General features: G+C 69.5%; 17 protein-coding genes. 12 read left to right on the top strand and 5 right to left on the bottom strand.

The window, feature by feature from the left end; genetic code table 11:
* The first annotated feature begins 6 nt into the window (after positions 1–6).
* Together ABT294_RS02345 and ABT294_RS02340 are read left to right on the top strand one after the other, a co-directional pair.
* A complete protein-coding gene (locus ABT294_RS02345; protein ID WP_350802950.1) occupies positions 7–273 on the top strand; it encodes an SDR family oxidoreductase in 267 nt (88 codons plus the stop codon).
* A gap of 250 nt (positions 274–523) precedes the next feature.
* A complete protein-coding gene (locus ABT294_RS02340) occupies positions 524–1,753 on the top strand; it encodes a serine hydrolase domain-containing protein (RefSeq protein ID WP_350803332.1) in 1,230 nt (409 codons plus the stop codon).
* Positions 1,754–1,916: 163 nt separating this feature from the next.
* Here the strand turns inward: ABT294_RS02340 and recQ are convergent, their stop codons facing one another.
* Positions 1,917–3,722 (bottom strand): DNA helicase RecQ, encoded by a 1,806-nt coding sequence (gene recQ, locus ABT294_RS02335; protein ID WP_350802949.1) that lies wholly within the window; start codon positions 3,720–3,722, stop codon positions 1,917–1,919.
* Between the two features lie 158 nt (positions 3,723–3,880).
* Between recQ and ABT294_RS02330 the strand changes: the two genes are divergently transcribed.
* Together ABT294_RS02330 and ABT294_RS02325 are read left to right on the top strand one after the other, a co-directional pair.
* Positions 3,881–4,126, top strand: a complete 246-nt coding sequence (locus ABT294_RS02330; RefSeq protein ID WP_350802947.1) for a type B 50S ribosomal protein L31 — start codon at positions 3,881–3,883, stop codon at positions 4,124–4,126.
* Between the two features lie 196 nt (positions 4,127–4,322).
* Entirely contained in the window at positions 4,323–4,559 is a 237-nt protein-coding gene (locus ABT294_RS02325) for a DUF3040 domain-containing protein (RefSeq protein ID WP_350802946.1), read from the top strand.
* A gap of 77 nt (positions 4,560–4,636) precedes the next feature.
* Here ABT294_RS02325 and ABT294_RS02320 read toward each other — a convergent pair whose 3' ends face one another.
* From ABT294_RS02320 to ABT294_RS02310, 3 genes are all read right to left on the bottom strand, one after another.
* Positions 4,637–4,912, bottom strand: coding sequence for a DUF6343 family protein (locus ABT294_RS02320; RefSeq protein ID WP_350802944.1), 276 nt, complete (start codon positions 4,910–4,912; stop codon positions 4,637–4,639).
* A gap of 23 nt (positions 4,913–4,935) precedes the next feature.
* Positions 4,936–5,646 carry a maleylpyruvate isomerase family mycothiol-dependent enzyme gene (locus tag ABT294_RS02315; protein WP_350802943.1) on the bottom strand — a complete coding sequence of 237 codons (711 nt, stop codon included), beginning with the start codon at positions 5,644–5,646 and terminating at the stop codon, positions 4,936–4,938.
* 174 nt (positions 5,647–5,820) lie between these two features.
* The gene (locus tag ABT294_RS02310) at positions 5,821–6,549 is read right to left on the bottom strand and encodes a hypothetical protein (protein WP_350802942.1); all 729 of its coding nucleotides are present in this window, start codon (positions 6,547–6,549) and stop codon (positions 5,821–5,823) included.
* Positions 6,550–6,741: 192 nt separating this feature from the next.
* Here ABT294_RS02310 and ABT294_RS02305 point away from each other — a divergent pair, with 192 nt between their 5' ends.
* Positions 6,742–7,626 carry a sugar kinase gene (locus tag ABT294_RS02305; RefSeq protein ID WP_350802940.1) on the top strand — a complete coding sequence of 295 codons (885 nt, stop codon included), beginning with the start codon at positions 6,742–6,744 and terminating at the stop codon, positions 7,624–7,626.
* Here ABT294_RS02305 and ABT294_RS02300 read toward each other — a convergent pair.
* A complete protein-coding gene (locus ABT294_RS02300) occupies positions 7,613–10,840 on the bottom strand; it encodes a discoidin domain-containing protein (protein WP_350802938.1) in 3,228 nt (1,075 codons plus the stop codon). The genes ABT294_RS02305 and ABT294_RS02300 overlap by 14 nt on opposite strands.
* 269 nt (positions 10,841–11,109) lie before the next feature.
* On the opposite strand from ABT294_RS02300, the gene ABT294_RS02295 reads away from it, so the two are divergent.
* The 7 genes from ABT294_RS02295 to ABT294_RS02265 all read left to right on the top strand — a co-directional run bounded on the left by ABT294_RS02295 (position 11,110) and on the right by ABT294_RS02265 (position 17,795).
* On the top strand, positions 11,110–12,099 hold the full coding sequence (locus tag ABT294_RS02295) for a LacI family DNA-binding transcriptional regulator (RefSeq protein WP_350802936.1): 990 nt from the start codon (positions 11,110–11,112) through the stop codon (positions 12,097–12,099).
* Positions 12,100–12,193: 94 nt separating this feature from the next.
* The gene (locus tag ABT294_RS02290) at positions 12,194–13,546 is read left to right on the top strand and encodes an ABC transporter substrate-binding protein (protein WP_350802935.1); all 1,353 of its coding nucleotides are present in this window, start codon (positions 12,194–12,196) and stop codon (positions 13,544–13,546) included.
* Positions 13,547–13,551: 5 nt separating this feature from the next.
* Positions 13,552–14,418 carry a carbohydrate ABC transporter permease gene (locus tag ABT294_RS02285; protein ID WP_350802933.1) on the top strand — a complete coding sequence of 289 codons (867 nt, stop codon included), beginning with the start codon at positions 13,552–13,554 and terminating at the stop codon, positions 14,416–14,418.
* Positions 14,415–15,344: a carbohydrate ABC transporter permease gene (locus tag ABT294_RS02280; protein ID WP_350802932.1), complete on the top strand. Its 930-nt coding sequence runs from the start codon at positions 14,415–14,417 to the stop codon at positions 15,342–15,344. The genes ABT294_RS02285 and ABT294_RS02280 overlap by 4 nt, the downstream gene beginning before the upstream one ends.
* Positions 15,345–15,346: 2 nt before the next feature.
* Entirely contained in the window at positions 15,347–16,861 is a 1,515-nt protein-coding gene (locus ABT294_RS02275; RefSeq protein ID WP_350802931.1) for a glycoside hydrolase family 13 protein, read from the top strand.
* Positions 16,858–17,430 (top strand): carboxymuconolactone decarboxylase family protein, encoded by a 573-nt coding sequence (locus ABT294_RS02270; RefSeq protein WP_350802930.1) that lies wholly within the window; start codon positions 16,858–16,860, stop codon positions 17,428–17,430. The genes ABT294_RS02275 and ABT294_RS02270 overlap by 4 nt, the downstream gene beginning before the upstream one ends.
* Complete coding sequence (locus ABT294_RS02265; protein WP_350802928.1) at positions 17,427–17,795, top strand: DUF1622 domain-containing protein; 369 nt, start codon at positions 17,427–17,429, stop codon at positions 17,793–17,795. The genes ABT294_RS02270 and ABT294_RS02265 overlap by 4 nt, the downstream gene beginning before the upstream one ends.
* The last annotated feature ends 44 nt before the right edge of the window (positions 17,796–17,839 follow it).

Here is a 17,839-nt window from a genome sequence, read left to right as displayed (position 1 = left end):
GGCCAGGTGCGGCTGGACATCCTGGTCAACGACGCCGCCGTCACCGCCGACTCGATCGAGACGATCACCCCGGAGGCGTTCGACCACCTGATCGCGGTCAACACCAAGGCGCCGCTGTTCATCACCCAGCGGGCCCTGCCGCTGCTGAACGACGGCGGCCGCATCATCAACGTGTCCACGGCGGCGACCAGGATCGCGATGCCCGAGCAGCCGTACGCGATGAGCAAGGCCGCCATCGAGGTGCTCAGCCGCTTCCTCGGCCCCCGGATCTGAGCTGACAGCCGCGCGACGTCCTCGACCATGCGGTGTGGTGTCAGCGGCGGCGTCAGGACGGCGACAGCCCGGTATCAGAGCGGTCGGCGATGGTGGACGCCATGCACGGTTCAGCGATGGCGGCCTCGGGGCTGCGAACTGGGCCACGCCGAGCTCACTCCCGACCCTCGTGCGTCGCTCATGGCAGCCCATGAGCGCCACGCCGGGACGGGTCTCGCAAGATCGAACACTGTGTGTAAGGAGATTCATGATGGGAACTGGCAACAGCGGCTTCTCCGAAGCAGGGCTGCGCAGACTGCGCGAGGTGCTGGCGCGGCATGTCGCGTCCGGGCAGATTCCCGGGCTCGTCGCCCTGGTCGGCCGGGGCGGCGAGACGCACGTCGAAGCGATCGGGACGATGCGTCATGACGGTGGCGCGCCGATGCGCCGGGACACGATCTTCCGGATGGCCTCGACGTCCAAGCCGGTCGCGGTCGCGGCGGCGATGGTCCTGCTCGACGAGTGCAGGCTGCGGCTGGATGACCTGGTGGAGCCCTGGCTGCCGGAACTCGCCGACCGGCGGGTGCTGAAGCGGATCGACGGCCCGCTGGACGACACCGTGCCGGCGCGGCGGCCGATCACCGTACGGGACCTGCTGACCTCCACGTTCGGGATCGGCATGGATATGACGTCGCTGGGCACTCCGATCATGGGCGCGATCTTCGAGCAGGGGCTCACACCCGATCTGCCGGAGCCGATGCCCGAGCCGGATGAGTGGATGCGCCGTCTGGGCACGCTTCCGCTGATGTACCAGCCCGGAGAGCGCTGGCAGTACCACATCAGCAACGATCTACTCGGCGTGCTCGTCGCCAGAGTCACGGGCCAGTCGTTCGAGACGTTCCTGCGTGAACGCATCTTCGATCCGCTGGGGATGAAGGACACCGGTTTCCACGTGCCCGCCGACAAGATCGACCGGCTGCCGACCCTGTACGCCCCCGACCCGCAGACCGGCGAGTTCAACGTGTGGGACGAGGCCAAGGGTGGACGGTGGAGCCGGCCTCCGGCGTTCCAGGGCGGTGGCGGCGGGCTGGTCTCCACCGTCGACGACTACCACGCCTACTTCCGGATGCTGCTGAACGGCGGGATGCACGGGAGCGACCGGATTCTGTCCCGGCCCGCCGTCGAGCTGATGACCACCAACCGCCTCACGCCCGAGCAGAACGCCGCCCGAAACGCCATGGCCCGCGACAACGTCCATCTGTCATTCGGCCAGGGGCAGCACGGCGGCTGGGGGATGGGGATGGCGGTGCGCACCTACCGTGGCGACTACGCGCCCGTCGGCCAGTTCGGCTGGGACGGCGGAAGCGGCACCTCGACCTACGCCGACCCGGACAAGCAGCTCACCGGAATCCTGCTCACCCAGGTCGGGATGTCCGTCCCGAATGCGGCGCGGCTCATCCACGACTTCTGGACCACGCTCTACCAGGCGATCGACGACTGACGCCGAGCCCGCGCCCGGTACGCCCGCCCGCCCAGCCCCACCATGGCTGACATGGCCCGCAAGATCACCGCAGCCCTCGACGCCGCTTGATGGGATGTTCCTCTCCGGCCCCCGGGACGCGGCGGCGTTCCGGGCCAGGGAGGGGGAGAGCCCCGCCAAGGCGTCAGGCGGTGAGCGCCTCCAGGACCTGTTCGCCGTACTTGGCGAGCTTGTTCTCGCCCACCCCGTTGACCGTCGCCAGCTCCTCCAGCGTGGACGGCGCCAGCGTGGCGATCTCACGCAGCGTCGAGTCGTGGAAGATGACGTACGCGGGCACCCCCTGCTCCTTGGCCGTGGCCGCGCGCCAGGCGCGGAGCCGTTCGAAGACCGGGGCGGCCTCCTGCGGCAGCTCGGCCGCCGGGCGGGACTTGGCGGCGGCGGCCGTCTTGGCGCGCAGGGGACGCGGGGCGTCGCGGCGCAGCGGCACCTGGCGCTGGCCGCGCAGCACGTCGCCGCTCGCGTCGGTGAGCACCAGGGCCCCGTAGTCGGCCTCGACGGCCAGCAGCCCCTGCGCCAGCAGCTGGCGCACCACGCCGTGCCACTCGGCGTTGCCGAGCTCGGTGCCGACGCCGAACACGGTCAGCGACTCGTGGCCGTGCTGCAGCACCTTGGCCGTCTGCTTGCCGAGCAGGATGTCGACGATCTGCCCCACCCCGAACTTCTGCCGCCGCTCCCGTTTCAGCCGCAGCACGGCCGACAGCACCTTCTGCGCGGGGACCGTGCCATCCCACGACTCGGGCGGCGCCTGGCAGGTGTCACAGTTGCCGCACGGCTCGGACCCTTGCTGGCCGAAGTAGTCGAGCAGCATCACCCGGCGGCACCCGACGGTCTCGCAGAGCGCCAGCATCGCGTCGAGGTGGAGCGCCTGGCGGCGGCGGTGCGCCTCGTCGCCCTCCGTGAGCAGCTTGCGCTGCTGTACGACATCCTGCAGGCCGTACGCCATCCAGGCGGTGGCGGGCAGCCCGTCGCGCCCGGCCCGCCCGGTCTCCTGGTAGTAGCCCTCGACGGACTTGGGCAGGTCGAGATGGGCGACGAACCGGACGTCGGGCTTGTCGATGCCCATGCCGAACGCGATGGTGGCCACCACGACCAGCCCTTCCTCGCGCAGGAACTGGGCCTGGTGCGCGGCGCGGGTGCGGGAGTCGAGCCCGGCGTGGTATGGAACGGCGTCGACGCCGTTGTCGACCAGGAACGCGGCGATCTTCTCGACCGAGGCGCGCGACATGCAGTAGACGATGCCCGCGTCGCCCTGGTGCTCGGTGCGCAGGAACTCGAGGAGCTGCCGTTTGGGCTCGCTCTTGGGCGCGATGCGGTACTGGATGTTGGGACGGTCGAAGCTGGCCACGAAGTGCCTGGCCCCGTCGAGCCCCAGCCGCGAGGAGATCTCGGCGTGAGTGGCCGGGGTGGCGGTGGCGGTCAGCGCGATGCGCGGCACCTCCGGCCACAGCTCGCGCAGCTCGGACAGGGCCAGGTAGTCGGGCCTGAAGTCGTGGCCCCACTGGGAGACGCAGTGGGCCTCGTCGATGGCGAACACGGAGATCTCGCCCTTGGCCAGCAGCCGCACCGTGGCCTCGACCCTGAGCCGCTCGGGCGCGAGGTAGAGCAGGTCGAGCTCGCCCGCCAGGAACGCGGACTCCACCTGTTGCCGCTCGGCGAAGTCTTGCGTCGAGTTGAGGAAGCCCGCCCGCACCCCCAGCGCGGTCAGCGCGTCGACCTGGTCCTGCATCAGCGCGATCAGCGGCGAGACCACCACCCCGACCCCGGGGCGCACCAGCGCCGGGATCTGGTAGCACAGCGACTTGCCGCCGCCGGTGGGCATGAGCACGAGCGCGTCGCCGCCCGCCACCACGTGCTCGATGATCTCCTGCTGGCCCGCCCTGAAGGAGTCGTAGCCGAACACGCGGTGGAGGACCTCGGTGGGGGTATCCATGCGGCTACCTTACGTGTTCGCCGGAGTGCGATCGCCCTGTTCGCCCACGGCGATCGCCTAGCGTCGTGGCCATGGGTTCGTCGTTGGCGGTCGCGCCGTCCTCGGACAGGATCCGGAAGTCAAGGAATGAAAACCATTGTCATATGGTTGGAGGGGGCATGAAGAAGAACCTGCACCCCTCGTACCGTCCCGTGGTCTTCCGTGACCCGAGCGTGGGTTTCGCCTTCCTCACCCGCTCGACCCTGACGAGCGACAGGACCGTCGAGTGGGCGGACGGCCACACCTACCCCGTCATCGACGTCGACGTCTCGTCGGCGAGCCACCCGTTCTACACCGGCCGCGGCCGCGTCCTCGACAGCGCCGGGCGCGTCGAGCGCTTCAGGCAGCGCTACGGCAAGCGGTGACGTCAGGCCCCCGAACTCCCGGTCTCCCCAAGCCGGGAGGCCGGGGGCTTCGTCGTTCCACCAGGTCGCCGGTCAGGGGTGCCGTCGCGGCGAATCGGTGTCATCATCGAAGCGTCCGCACGAGCCGCGGGCGGCGCATGCGGCGGTTACTTATGGGTACAAGGCTTTCACCGGCGTGGAAGCGATGGTGATCGCAATGAGTCTCTCTGGGAAGGAACGCCGCATCCTCGCTGAGATCGAGCAAGCGCTGGAGCTGGAGGATCCCGATCTGGCCCGGCGCGTGGCGGCGATCAACAGGATCGAGGGCGGTGACTCGTCGCCCCGTCTGTACGGCGAGCGGATCCGGGTGTGGGCACTCGGCCACGTATGGGTGATCGTCCTGGCCGGAGTACTCACGGTGATCCTGCTGATACTCGCCGTGGCGACGTCCTGACCTGGCGGAGTCCTTTGGCGATCACCGACCCGACACAGGGCCCTGGCGATCACCGTCCCGACGCCGAGCCCTGGCGATCACCGTCCCGCCTGCTCCTGATGGTGTCCGGACGGTGAGTTCCGGCCGCGGTGCCTGGCGATCATCGCGAGGTCGACCGCCGCGATGACGGCCACCGCGGCCGCGATCGCGGCCTCCCAGTCCCAGACCGCCTCGCCGGTGCCCGCCGCGAGCCAGCCGAAGAATCCCGCCGCCGCCACGCCGACCACCAGCGCGATGATCGACAGGATCCGCCGGGCGCGCAGCGCGCTGAGCGCGGTCACCGGCTCGGTGCCCGCACGATTCCGCAACCACATGATCGGCCTCCTCCCAGACGGGCTCAGGCCAGGCACCTCAGGGCCGCGGCGACGCGCGGGTCCAGTTCGTGGCCGGGCCCCAGGCGGCCCACCGTGGCCGCGACGAACTCCGGGTACGACAGCGTGGTGGTCACCCCGTCGGCGCACACCCAGATCTCGTCGGCCGTCTGCTCCACCTGCGCCTTCGACTCCTGCTCGGCCAGCACGAACCGGCCCACCGCGACCCGCCACAGCGTCCTGCCGTCGGCCTCGGCGTCCGCGACGGGCGCGCCGACGTCGTCGGCGTGCGTCGCGTACTCCGAGTCGTAGTGGAAGGTCTGCCACCCCACGGGGTACGGCCCCGCCATCGTGTCGATCAGCGCGTCGCGGCCGAGGGCCCGCATGCGGGCGCGGGTCTCGCCGTTCTGCGTGCGCCACTCGTCCAGCACCTGGCCCACCGGCAGCGCCCGGCGTTGCCGTACGGACCACTCGTTGAAGTCGTGGAAGCCGTTCACGCCCTCCCTGGCGAGCCGGGCGAGCAGGTCCTGGACGTTCCCGTCGAGGCAGGCGTGGTTGTACAGCTCCTCGCCCGCGAGATGGGCGAGCACGTCGCGGACGGACCAGCCCGCGCAGCGGGACGGCCGCTGCCACTCCTCGTCGCCCTCCGCGAGCCCCGAGAAGAAGCCGTCGAGCCTGGCCGCCTCGGTGTCGAAGATGTCGAACGGGTTCCACTGTTTCAGCAGGTCCTCACCCATACCAGGACGCTACCCGCAGGGCGTCACCTATTCACGGCAAGAAACGCAGCTGGGGAGTGCGCGGGCCGGGGGAACCAACGAGCAAAGAACGGGCGGGCGAGGGGGCCGCGGGTGTGGACATGCCGAAGGCCCGGCCCCGCCGGAGCGGGAACCGAGCCTTCAGTCAGTTGGTGCTCAGTGCCACCAGCGCTTGACCACGCGGACGTAGTCGCTGCGGCTCTCGGAGCCGGTCAGCTCGTCGTTGCCCTCGAAGACGGCCTTGAACGAGCCGCTCCGGTAGGCGCGGGTGGTGGCGTAGAACTTGCCACCCCAGCGGGTCGTGCTGTTGGCGACCCACTTCCAGCCGCTCGAGCCGTCGGCGCGGTAGTAGATGCTCACCTTCTCACCGCGAACGCCTTCCCACCCGTCGTCGTCCGCCTGGAGACGGCCGGTGAACTCGATGGTCCTGCCCTTGCGGACCTTGTAGGGGTCGGCGCTGAAGCGCGAGATGCGGGTGTCGGACTTGCCCTGCTCGATCTCCACGGAGAAGACGGCGTCGTCGGTGACGACGACCTTGCCGTCCTTGATGCCCGTGGCGGTGGCCTTCCACTTGCCGTCCTCGTCGTTCTCGTTGAACGGGACGGAGAAGCGCCAGCTCTCCAGGGGCTTGACGTCCTTGGCCGCGAGCGTGCGCCGCTCGGGGTTGACCGGCTGGACGCTGAGCTTGACGCTGTCGAGGTCCGAGCTGGCGGCGACCTTGAAGAAGGCCTCCGTCTCGCTACCGGCCTTGACCACGACCGGGTTCGGCGAGATCGACTGGATCTCGACCGTGGGTGCCTTCTTGGCGGCGAACGCGGGCCCGCCGGTCACCAGGAGGGCTCCGCCGACGACGGCGGAGACGATGCCTACAGCGATCTTCTTCATGAGGGTGCTGATTCCTCTCATTTCCCCGTAACGCTAGGGCCGGCTCGGGATCGCCAGCCCCTCTACTACTTTGAGGCATGAGAAGGGAGAAAGGTTGTCTAAAAATATAGAAAAAATTTGATCACGCCCGCCACCAGCACCGTTACGGAAAAATCCGATTTGCGTGCTCTTGGGGGGACTACAGTCTGGCGCATGACCGACGTCTACACGCTGGGTGAGGCCCTGGGCGTGGTGTCCAGCGGCAGGGTCCGCCACGAGAGCGAGGCCAGGCTGGACGTCACCGGCCCCGAGTTCAACCTGGCCATCGCCCTGGCCAGGCTCGGGCACCAGTGCGCCTACCTGGGCAAGGTGGGCGGCGACGAGCTGGGCGCCAGGATCCGCACCGTCCTGCGGGGCGAGGGCGTGGACGTCACGGACATGCGGGTGGCCGCGGGCGCGCGGACCGGGCTGCTGCTCAGGGAGTCGCGCGTGGGCGGGCAGCCGCACGTCACGCACTACCGCACCGGCTCGGCGGGCTCGGGCCTGTCGCCGGGGAACGTGCCGATCGACCGGATCGCGGCGTCCAAGATGCTGCACGTCAGCGGCGTCACGGCGGCGCTCGGCAGGGACGCGCTGGAGGCGGTCCGGGCCGCCGTCGGCGCAGCCAGGACCGCGGAGGTGATGATCTCCTTCAGCGTCGAGTACCACCCCGACCTGTGGCCGTCCGTGCGGGAGGCCGAGGAGGTGCTCGGCGAGCTCGCCTGCCACTCCCACCTGCTCTTCCTCGACCAGGACGAGCTGGACCTGGTCAAGCCCGCACTGACCCCCGAGCGCGAGGTCGTGGTGAACCGCGGCGTCAAGGGCGCCAGCGTGCGGGCGGATCGCGTCCGTTACGACCAGCCCGTCATCCAGGTGCCGATCGTCGACACGTCCGGCTCGGCCGACGCGTTCGTGGCCGGATACATCAGCGCGGCCCTGGACGGGCTGACCCCGCAGGAACGGCTGCACCGCGGGGCGCTGCTGAGCGCCGCCGCGGTGACCAGCGCGAGCGACTGGCAGGGGCTGCCCGTCAGGGCCGAGCTCCCTAGTTCACGTTGATGGTGAACGTCGAGGTCGTGTTCCTGATGTTCTGGGCGTTGTCGGAGAACCTGAGGTTGGTGAAGGTGGCCGAGCCGACGGCCGGCCCCTGGCCGGGCTCCGGCAGCTCGTTGGCCCAGATGCCGAACCCGGACTTGGCGTCGAAGGCGTCGCCGCTCCGGTGCGCCCCGCTGATCGAGACGTCGGTGAAGGCGGTGTCCTTGACGGGGTTCTGCGGCTGGTTGCCCACGTAGTTCGTCTGGAACATGATGCCGTGGTAGGTCGGGTCGACGATGTCCAGCTTGCTGACCCTGATGCCCTGGAACACCTTCGACGCCGAGAACAACCACATCGCCGGGAAGGTCTGCTGGCCCCAGAAGTGGCCGCCGGCTCTGACCAGCGAGATGTTCTCGAAGCTCGTGGGCGGGCTGGCACCGAAGCCGTTCATCGGGATGCCGAAGTCCAGCGAGCTGATCGTGACGCCCGAGTAGACCAGCGTGTCGGCGACGTAGATGTTCCTGAAGGTGTTGGCGTAGCCGCCGTAGACGGCGACGCCGGCCGCCCTCCAGGTGAGCAGCGACGTCAGGTTCTCGAAGACGTTGTCGCGCTGCTCGCCGGGGTTGTTGTCGATGGCGGAGAACAGCGCGAAGCTGTCGTCGCCGGTCGAGCGGGCCTCGACGTTGGTGACCAGGTTGCCGGTGCTGCCGTTGGTCATGTTGAGGCCGTCGGCGAACGTGTCGCGGATCCGCGAGTTCTTGATCGTCATGTTGTCGGTATTGCTGCCCCAGTACATGCAGACCTGGTGCTCCACCCAGATGTTGTCGATCACCATGTTCGCCACGTTGGAGAGGTCGAACACCTTGCCTGGGCCGTCGATGCGCGAGGTGTAGTTGCCGAAGTAGGCGAAGTTCGCGAACATCGAGCCGTTGGCCGACGCCTCGGTGCGGAACCCGACGTCGGTGTTCTCCTGCCCTGACGGCGCGTAGAAGCGGGTGAACCAGGGGCCTGCTCCGACGAGCCTGACGGCCTTGCCGTAGACCTGGAACTTGCCGGACGTCTGGTAGTCGCCGGCAGGCAGGTAGACGCCGGTCAGCGTGCTGTCCTGGCGGGCCTTGTCGAGCGCGTTCTGCACGTCCTGCTGGGTGAAGCCGGCGGGGACGGCGTAGCGCGCGGGGTCCGGGTTGGCGATGGGCGAGACCTGCTCGAAGTCGACGAAGTCGATCGTGTAGGTCGAGCCGTTCGCGGCGTCCTTCTGCAGCCTGACCCTGCTGCCCTTCGCGACGGTCGTGCCCAGCAGCAGGTTGGCCTCGTCGTAGATGTGCCTGGGAGGGCCCGAGCCCGGCGAGTTGTTCGGGCTCGCCTCCGCGCCGTAGAGCCAGGCGTAGCGCGAGGTCAGGTCGATGGCCTTGAGGAAGACGCCGTCGACGTAGACGTTCAGCGTGGAGGTCGTGCCGCCGCCGCCCGGCGCGTCGGGCATCGAGAACCTGGTCACCAGCGTGTTCGTGCTGGCCCTGGTGGTGAACTCGACGTACGAGCCGGTCGTGCCGAGCGTCACGGCCCTGCGTCCGGACGCCTCGCCCGCCAGGTCGCCGATGGTCCTGTTCGGCCCGACGCGGACGGCGCCGCCGCCGATGGCCGCGTCCTCGGCCTCGTAGGTGTCGTACGGCAGGTGCGCGCCGCGGCCGACGAACAGCTGCTGCGTGCTGGTGTTGTTGGCGCGCTTGACCGGCAGCTCGGCGGGGTCGTCGGCGAGCACCACCTTGACCGTGAACCGCCCGTTGGCCGCGGTCCAGGCGCCCATGGAGATGGGGCTGGCGGTGGCGCCGGGGGCGATGGCGCCGCTGGTGGAGCCGGTCATCGTCGAGACGACCGTGCCCGACGCGTCGGCGACCGTCAGCGTGAGGCCGTGCGAGCCGCTGGACGTCGCGATCGTCCCCTGGTTCTTGATCGAGACCGCGAAGGTCACGCTGTCGCCCTGCGCCGGGTTGCCGGGCGTCCACGACACCGAGGACGCGACCAGGTCGGCCGTGTCCACCGGCTTCACGGTCAGCGGGACGGTGAGGGAGTTGTTCGTCTCGTTCGTCTCGATGACCTTGTCGTCCTCGTCCACCTTGGCGGTGACCTGGTAGGTGGCGGCGTCCCTGGCGCCGATGCCGGCGGTCACAGTGGCGGAGGCCCCGGCGGCGAGCGCGCCGACGGCGGCGGTGCCGACCTTGGTGCTGCCGAGGTAGAAGGTGACCGAGGTCGCCCCGGACGCCACCGTGCCCGCGTTCCTGACCGCGGCCGACAGCGTGATCGTGTCGGTCTCGACCGGCGCGGCCGGGCTGGCGGTGACGCCGGTGACCGTCAGGTCGGGGTTGGCGGACGGCGTGCCGAAGACCTGGAACTCGGCGACCTGCCCGCCGGGCGCGCCGGAGTTCGCGGTGATCCTCAGCTGCACGTCGGCGACCTTGGCCGTGACGGGGATCGTCACCGTGTTGCCCGAGGCCGGGTCGAAGGTGTACGTGGCCTGCGCGACCAGGCTGGTGAACCCGCTCGCGCTCTGCTCACGTCCGAGCACCTGGATGGTCTGCGTCCGCCTGGCCCAGGCCGGGTCGGGGTTGAGCTTCAGCACCACCGAGGTGAGGTCGGCGTTCGCGCCGAGCTGGACGGTCAGCAGGTTCGGGTACGCCGCTCCCTCCCAGTAGGTGGCCACGTTGCCGTCGTCGGCGTTGGCGGCCACGTAGGTCTGGGTGTGCGACGACTCGGTGATCGGCTTGCCGGTCGCCAGGTTCGTCCCGTCTCCGCCGCCGTTGCCGGGCTGACCGTACACCTCGAACTCGGAGAGCTGGCCCGCGGGCCAGCCGGTGTTGGCGGTGATCTGCAGCCGGACGTACCGGGCGGAGGCCGGGGTGAGGGTGACGGTGGCGGCCGGCGCGAAGGTGTAGGCGGCCGACGCGGCGAGCGTGGTGAAGCTCGAACCGTCGGCGCTGCCCTGCACGGTCAGCGTCTGGGTGCGGCTCGGCCAGCCGTTCGGCAGCTTGAGCACGAGCTTGTTCACGGTGGCCGCCGCCCCGAGGTCCACCTGGACCCACTGCGGGAAGGCGTTGTTGGCCGACTCCCAGTAGGTGGCCTGGTCGCCGTCGGTGACGTTGGGCGCGGGGTAGACGTCGGTGTAACTGCTGGCGGTGGCGGGCTTGCCCGCCGCGAGGTTGGTCTCGGCCGCGAGGGCGGGGCTGACCAGGACTCCGAGCACTAACGTAAGGGCGGCTAAGAGAGCTCTCATGGGGGGTTGGCCCTTCGAAGGAGACGGATGGCCGAACCATAGGCTGTCAATCAGATGACAGCAATATTTCGACGAGATTTCGCAAACTATTGACAGTCGAGCAGCGGAGCGTGAAGGGCTTTTCGGCTGGTCAGAGTGGGGCAAGAGGCGACTAATCTGCCACAGACCTGCGCAAGTGGCGACGTCTGATCGGCGTAAGCGGTTGCAAGCGTTTGCGCGGACAGCCGTATAGTTTGCGCATGACACGACGACTCGCAGAGGTGGCCAAGAAGGTCGGGGTGAGCGAGGCGACCGTGAGCCGCGTGCTCAACGGCAAGCCCGGGGTGTCGGAAGCCACCCGCGAAGCCGTCCTGACCGCGCTCGACGTGCTCGGTTACGAGCGGCCCACCCAGTTGCGCGGCGACAGGGCCAGGCTCGTGGGGCTGGTGCTGCCCGAGCTGCAGAACCCGATCTTCCCGGCGTTCGCCGAGGTCGTCGGCGGCGCCCTCGCGCAGCAGGGGTTCACCTCCGTCCTGTGTACCCGCACGGTCGGCGGGGTCTCCGAGGCCGACTACGTGGACCTGCTGCTGCAGCAGCAGGTCAGCGGCGTGGTCTTCGCGGGCGGCCTGTACGCGCAGGCCGACGCCGGCCACGGGCACTACGAACTGCTTCACGAGCGCAAGCTGCCGACGGTCCTGGTGAACGCGGCGGTCGAGCACCTCGACTTCCCGCAGGTGTCGTGCGACGACGTGGTGGCCGCCGAGATGGCGCTCGCCCACCTGCGCGCCCTCGGCCACGAGCGCGTCGGCATGGTGCTCGGGCCGAAGGACCACATGCCCTCGCGGCGCAAGCTGGAGACGTTCCAAGCGCAGGGCGGCGACCCCGCCCTGGTCGAGCACACCATGTTCTCCCTGGAGGGCGGGCACGCGGCGGCGGCCAGGCTGGTCAGGCGGGGGGTGACGGGGGTGATCTGCGCCAGCGACCTGCTCGCGCTCGGCACGATCAGGGCCGCCCGCCGCGCCGGGCTGTCGGTGCCCGCCGACGTGTCGGTCATCGGCTTCGACGACTCCGCGCTGATGAACTGCACGGAGCCGCCGCTGACCACGGTCCGCCAGCCGATCGACGCGATGGGCAGGGCGGCCGTCGACCTGCTCGTCGCGCAGATCGACAAGGCCGTGGTGCCCGCCGACGAGTTGCTGTTCGAGCCGGAGTTGGTGGTCAGGGCGTCTACTGCCCGCGCTCGGGCGTAATGCAGTCGTTATCTTGCAATAGTCCGTCGAAATATTGCAGTGTTCGGTCGGCGATCCTATGGTGTGGGCACCTCGCATCAGAAGGGTCAGACCCATGCAGAGAAGATCCACAGGGCTGTTGATCGTCACCGTGCTCGGGCTCTCCGCCACCGCCTGTGGTTCGAGCGAGCCGGCCAAGCCCACGGCGGGCGGCGCCGCACCGGTGACGATCACCGTGGCCTGCCAGCCCGCCAAGTCCGCGCCGAAGGAGCGCCAGGCCTGGGACGACGACGTGGCCACGTTCATGAAGGCCCACCCCGGCGTGACGGTCAAGAGCACGGACCAGCAGCCCTGCTTCGACCCCAAGACGTTCGGGCCGAAACTGGCGGGCGGCCAGATGGAGACCGTCTTCGTGGTGCCCGTGACCAACTACGCCGACGTCATCGGGCAGCGCCAGGCGCTGGACATCACGCAGTACACCGGCGAGGTCAAGAACTGGAACGACCTGCGTCCCGACGTGCGTGAACTGGTCACCAAGGACGGCAAGGTTTACGGGGTCCCCAACGTCCACTACGGCGTGGGCCTCGTCTACAACCGCAAGCTGTTCACCCAGGCCGGCCTGGACCCCGACGCGCCCCCCAAGACCTGGGCCGAGATCCGCGACGCGGCCAAGAAGATCGCCGGGCTCGGCCCCGGCTACGTCGGCTACGGCGAGTACTCCGGCGGCAACACCGGAGGCTGGCACTTCACCCAGGCCATCTACGGCCGGGGCGGCAGCATCCTCACCGACGACGGCAAGAAGGCCGCGTTCAACTCGCCCGAGGGCAAGGCCGTCCTGCAGAACCTGCACGACATGCGCTGGGTCGACAACAGCATGGGCAACAAGCTCCTGGTCGGCTGGGAGTCGCTGATGATGGCGATGGGCGGCGGCAAGGTCGGCATGATGCTCGGCGCGCCCGACGTGGTCACCGACGTGGTCAACAAGTTCAAGGGCAACGTCGCCGACTACGGCATCACCGGCTTCCCCGAGGCCAAGGCGTCCCTGAGCGGCGGTGAAGCCTTCATGATCAACCCGAAGGCCACCCCGCAGGAGGCCAAGGCGGGCCTGGAGTGGGTCGACTTCCGCTTCAACACCGTGGGCAAGGGACGCTTCGACTTCGCCAGGGGCAAGGCCATCGGCAACCCCGTCGGCGTCCCCGACAACGCCGTCTACGGCGATTCGCCCACTGGCAAGGCCATCCAGCAGGACCGGGTGACGAACGCCTCGCTGCCGGTGCAGAACTACGAGCCGTACGTGCAGGCCGCCGCGACCATCCCGCCGAAGGCCGAGCCCGCGCACGCGCAGGAGCTGTACGCCATCCTCGACGTGGCCATGTCCGGCGTGCTGAGCCGTCAGGACGCCGACCTCGACCAGCTGCTCTCCGACGCGGCAGCCAAGGCCGACGCCATGCTGGCCGCCAAGGGCTGACCCGCATGGGTGTCCTGAGACGCAACCTGACGGCCTACGGGTTCCTGTGCGCGGCACTCGCCTGCTTCGCGGTGTTCGCCTGGTATCCGATGGCCAGGGAGTTCATCCTGAGCTTCCAGAAGACCAACCTGATCGACCCGCCCACCTGGGTGGGGCTGGACAACTTCCGCGCGGTCAGCCAGGACCCGGCGTTCGGCCAGGCCTGGCTGAGCACCGTGGAGTTCACCTTCCTCGCGCTGGTGTGCGGCTACGCCGTGCCGTTCGGCGTCGCGCTCGTGCTCAACGAGCTCCGCCACGCCCGCGCCTACCTGCGGTTCGTGGTCTACCTGCCGGTCATGCTGCCGCCGATCGTGGCGGTGCTGATGTTCAGGTGGTTCTTCGACCCGGGCCCCGGGCTGTTCAACCAGATCCTGGGCTTCTTCCACCTGCCCGCCCTGGCCTGGCTGGACTCCTCGGCCACCGCGCTGATCTCCCTGATCATCGTCTCGACCTGGATGAACATGGGCAGCGCCACGTTGATCTACCTCGCCGCCCTGCAGAACATCCCGCCGGAGCTGTACGAGGCCGCCGAGCTGGACGGAGCCGGCATCCTCAAGCGGATCAGGCACGTCACCATCCCGCAGACGCGGCTGATCCTGCTGCTCATGCTGATGCTGCAGATCGTGGCGACCATGCAGGTGTTCATCGAGCCGTACATGCTCACGGGCGGCGGCCCGGAGAACGCCACGGTCACCGTCGCCTACCTGATGTTCCAGTACGCGTTCACCTACCAGAACTACGGCGCGGGCGGCGCGCTCGGCATGATGCTCATGATCGTGCTGCTCCTCTTCGCCGCCTTCCAGCTCCGGCTGACCCGAGAGGACAAGGCATGATCTCCGTCGGCGCGCGCGCCGTCACCGGGCGGAGACGCGAGAGACGCAGACCGAAGCCGATCGAGGTGCAGTTCCGCACGATCGTCTCCCCGCACCAGCTCAACAGCAGGTGGGGGCGGCGGATCTACTGGAGCGTGCTGGTCACGGTCGTGGTGGGCTTCACGCTGGTCTTCGTCTTCCCGCTCTACTGGATGATCACCGGCGCCATGAAGACGGGCGAGGAGATCGCCCAGATGCCGCCGTCACTCTTCCCGGCCCACCCGACACTCGACGCGTTCGTCGAGGCGTGGGACCTGTTCGACATCGGGCTGCTGCTGCGCAACACCGCTTACTACGCGGTGGGCGGCTGGCTGTTCTCGATGGCCGTGGACGTCGCCGCGGCGTACGCGCTGTCGAAGCTCAGGCCGCTGTTCGGCAACGTGGTGCTGGGCGCGATGCTGGCCACGCTGATGATCCCGCCGATGGTGGTGCTGATCCCGACCTACGTCACGATCGTGGACCTGAACCTGCTGAACAACCCGTGGGGCCTGTGGTTCCCGGCGGCGGCGAACGGGTTCAACATCTTCCTGCTCAAGCGCTTCTTCGACTCCATCCCGAGAGAGCTGGTCGAGGCCGCCCAGATCGACGGCGCGGGAGCGCTGCGCGTGCTCTGGTCGGTGGTGCTGCCGGTCTCCAGGCCGATCCTCGGCGTGGTCTCCATCTTCACCATCGTCAACGCCTTCAGGGACTTCGTCCTGCCGCTGCTGGTCATGTCCGAGAGCGACAAGATGACGATCAGCGTGGGCCTGTCGCAGACGGCGGGAGCGGTCACCCAGAACGCCATCATGGGCGGCCTGGTGATCGCGAGCATCCCGACGATCATCGTCTTCTTCATCTTCCAACGGCACATCATGGCGGGCCTCACCGCCGGAAGCATCAAGGGGTGAGCATGTCCCACACGTGGTGGCGGGGGGCCGCGATCTACCAGGTCTACCTGCGCAGCTTCGCCGACGGCAACGGCGACGGCGTCGGCGACCTCGCCGGGCTGCGCGCGCGCCTGCCGTACCTGAAAGACCTGGGCATCGACGCCATCTGGCTGAACCCGTGGTACCCGTCGCCGATGGCCGACGGCGGCTACGACGTGGCCGACTACCGCGACATCGAGCCCGTGTTCGGCACCCTGGCCGAGGCGGAGAAATTCATCGCGGAGGCGCACGAGCTGGACATCAAGGTCATCATCGACGTGGTGCCGAACCACAGCTCCACGGCCAGCGCCTGGTTCCGGCGCGCGCTCACCGACAGGACGGCGAGAGACCGCTTCTGGTTCAGGGACGAGCCGAACGACTGGCAGTCGATCTTCGGCGGCCCCGCCTGGACCCAGGTTCCCGACGGCCAGTGGTACCTCCACCTGTTCGCCCCGGAGCAGCCCGACTTCAACTGGGCCAACGAGGAGGTCCACCAGGAGTTCGAGGACGTGCTGCGCTTCTGGTTCGACAAGGGCGTCGACGGCGTCCGCATCGACTCGGCGGCTCTGCTGTTCAAGTCCGCGACCGCCTACGAGGATCTGGACGAGGTCCACGACGTCTACCGCCGCTGGCGACGGATCGCCGACGAGTACGGCGACCGCATCCTCATCGGCGAGGTCTGGCTCCCCGACCAGGAGCGCTTCACCCGCTACCTGCGTCCGGACGAGCTGCACACGGCCTTCAACTTCGACTTCCTCTCCTGCCCCTGGGACCCGGCGGAGCTGCGCAGGGTCATCGACCTGACGCTCACCACGCACGCCCCCGTCGGGGCCCCGCCGACGTGGGTGCTGTCGAACCACGACGTCACCCGCCCCGTCACCAGGTACGGCAGGGCCGACACCGCCTTCGCCCACGGAGGCCGCCTGCACGGCGCGCCCTCCGACCTGGAGCTCGGCTACCGCCGGGCGCGGGCGGCGGCGCTGCTGGCGATGGCCCTGCCGGGCTCCCTGTACGTCTACCAGGGCGAGGAACTGGGCCTTCCCGAGGTCGAGGACCTCCCGGACGAGCTCCGCCAGGACCCGATGTACGCCAGGTCGCAGGGCGCCAACCCGGGCAGGGACGGCTGCCGCGTCCCCCTTCCCTGGGCGGGCGAGGAGCCGCCGTTCGGCTTCGGCGGGCCGCACCCGTGGCTGCCGCAGCCGGAGAGCTGGCGCAAGCTCACGGCCGAGGCGCAGCAGGCCGACCTCGGCTCGATGCTGAACCTCTACCGCACCGGGCTGCGCCTGCGCCGGGAACTGCTCGGCGACGGCTCGCTCAGCTGGCTGCCGCTCGGCGACGGTGTCCTGGCCTTCATCCGCTCGTCGGGCCTGATCTGCGTGACCAACCTGGGCCCCGGACCGATCCCGCTCCCGCCGGGCCGGACCGTCCTCGCCAGCGGCCCCATGGCGGACGGAGACCTGCCGCCCGACACGACCGTCTGGCTAACATCGCTCGAGTGAACCGCCTCCCACCGCTGCCGCCGGACCGGCTCGACGCGGACGCCCTGGCCCTGTACGAGAAGATCATCGCCGGCCCGCGCGGCAGGTCGATGCTCGACGGCCAGGGCGCGCTCATCGGCCCCTTCAACGCGATGCTGCTCAGCCCGCCGGTGGGTGAGGCGTTGCAGGAGCTCGGCGCGGCGATCCGCTACCGCTCCCGGCTGGGCGACCGGGCCAGGGAGATCGCCATCCTGGTGGTGGCGGGCCACCAGGACAGCGCGTTCGAGCAGGGGGTCCACGAGCCGATCGCCCGCGGCCTCGGCCTCACGGACGCCCAGCTCCACGCCCTGCGCACCGGCGCGCCGCTGCACCTCGACGACCCCGAGGAGGCGGCGGTGCTGCGGGTGGCGCGGGCGCTGGTCACCCGCGGCGAGCTGAACGACGAGGAGTACGCGCAGCTGGAGCCCGGCGTCCTGGTCGAGCTGACCACGCTGGTCGGCTACTACGGCACGCTCGCCCTCCAGCTCCGCGTCTTCGCGACCCCGCCCGCGGGCAGGAAGGAGACGAGTGGAGGTGTGGCGGACGGATGAAGGAGATCATCGAACGCATCGGCGAGGTGCTGGACTTCGCGGGAGTGCTCGTGATCGCCGCGGGCACCGCCATCGCCACCGTCGCGTTCGTCGTCCGTTACGTCAGGGTGTGGCGCGTGGGCGACTCCTACCGGCTGTTCCGGCAGGACGTGGGCCGGGCGATCCTCCTCGGGCTGGAACTCCTGGTGGCGGCCGACATCATCAGGACCGTGGCGGTCTCGCCCACCTTCCAGAGCGTGGGAGTGCTGGCCGTCATCGTGGCGGTCCGGACGTTCCTCAGCTTCTCGCTCCAGGTGGAGCTGGAGGGCCGCCTCCCCTGGCAGCCGAAACAGGCCCCCGCCGGCACCCAGGAGCCCGGAAGCTGACCCGCTGGCCCGTCCGGCGGGTGCGGGCTCCGGGTGAGCCGCGG

Source organism: Nonomuraea sp. NPDC000554, assembly GCF_040300065.1.
Lineage (GTDB): Bacteria > Actinomycetota > Actinomycetes > Streptosporangiales > Streptosporangiaceae > Nonomuraea.
This window is presented reverse-complemented; position numbering and strand designations above follow the sequence as displayed.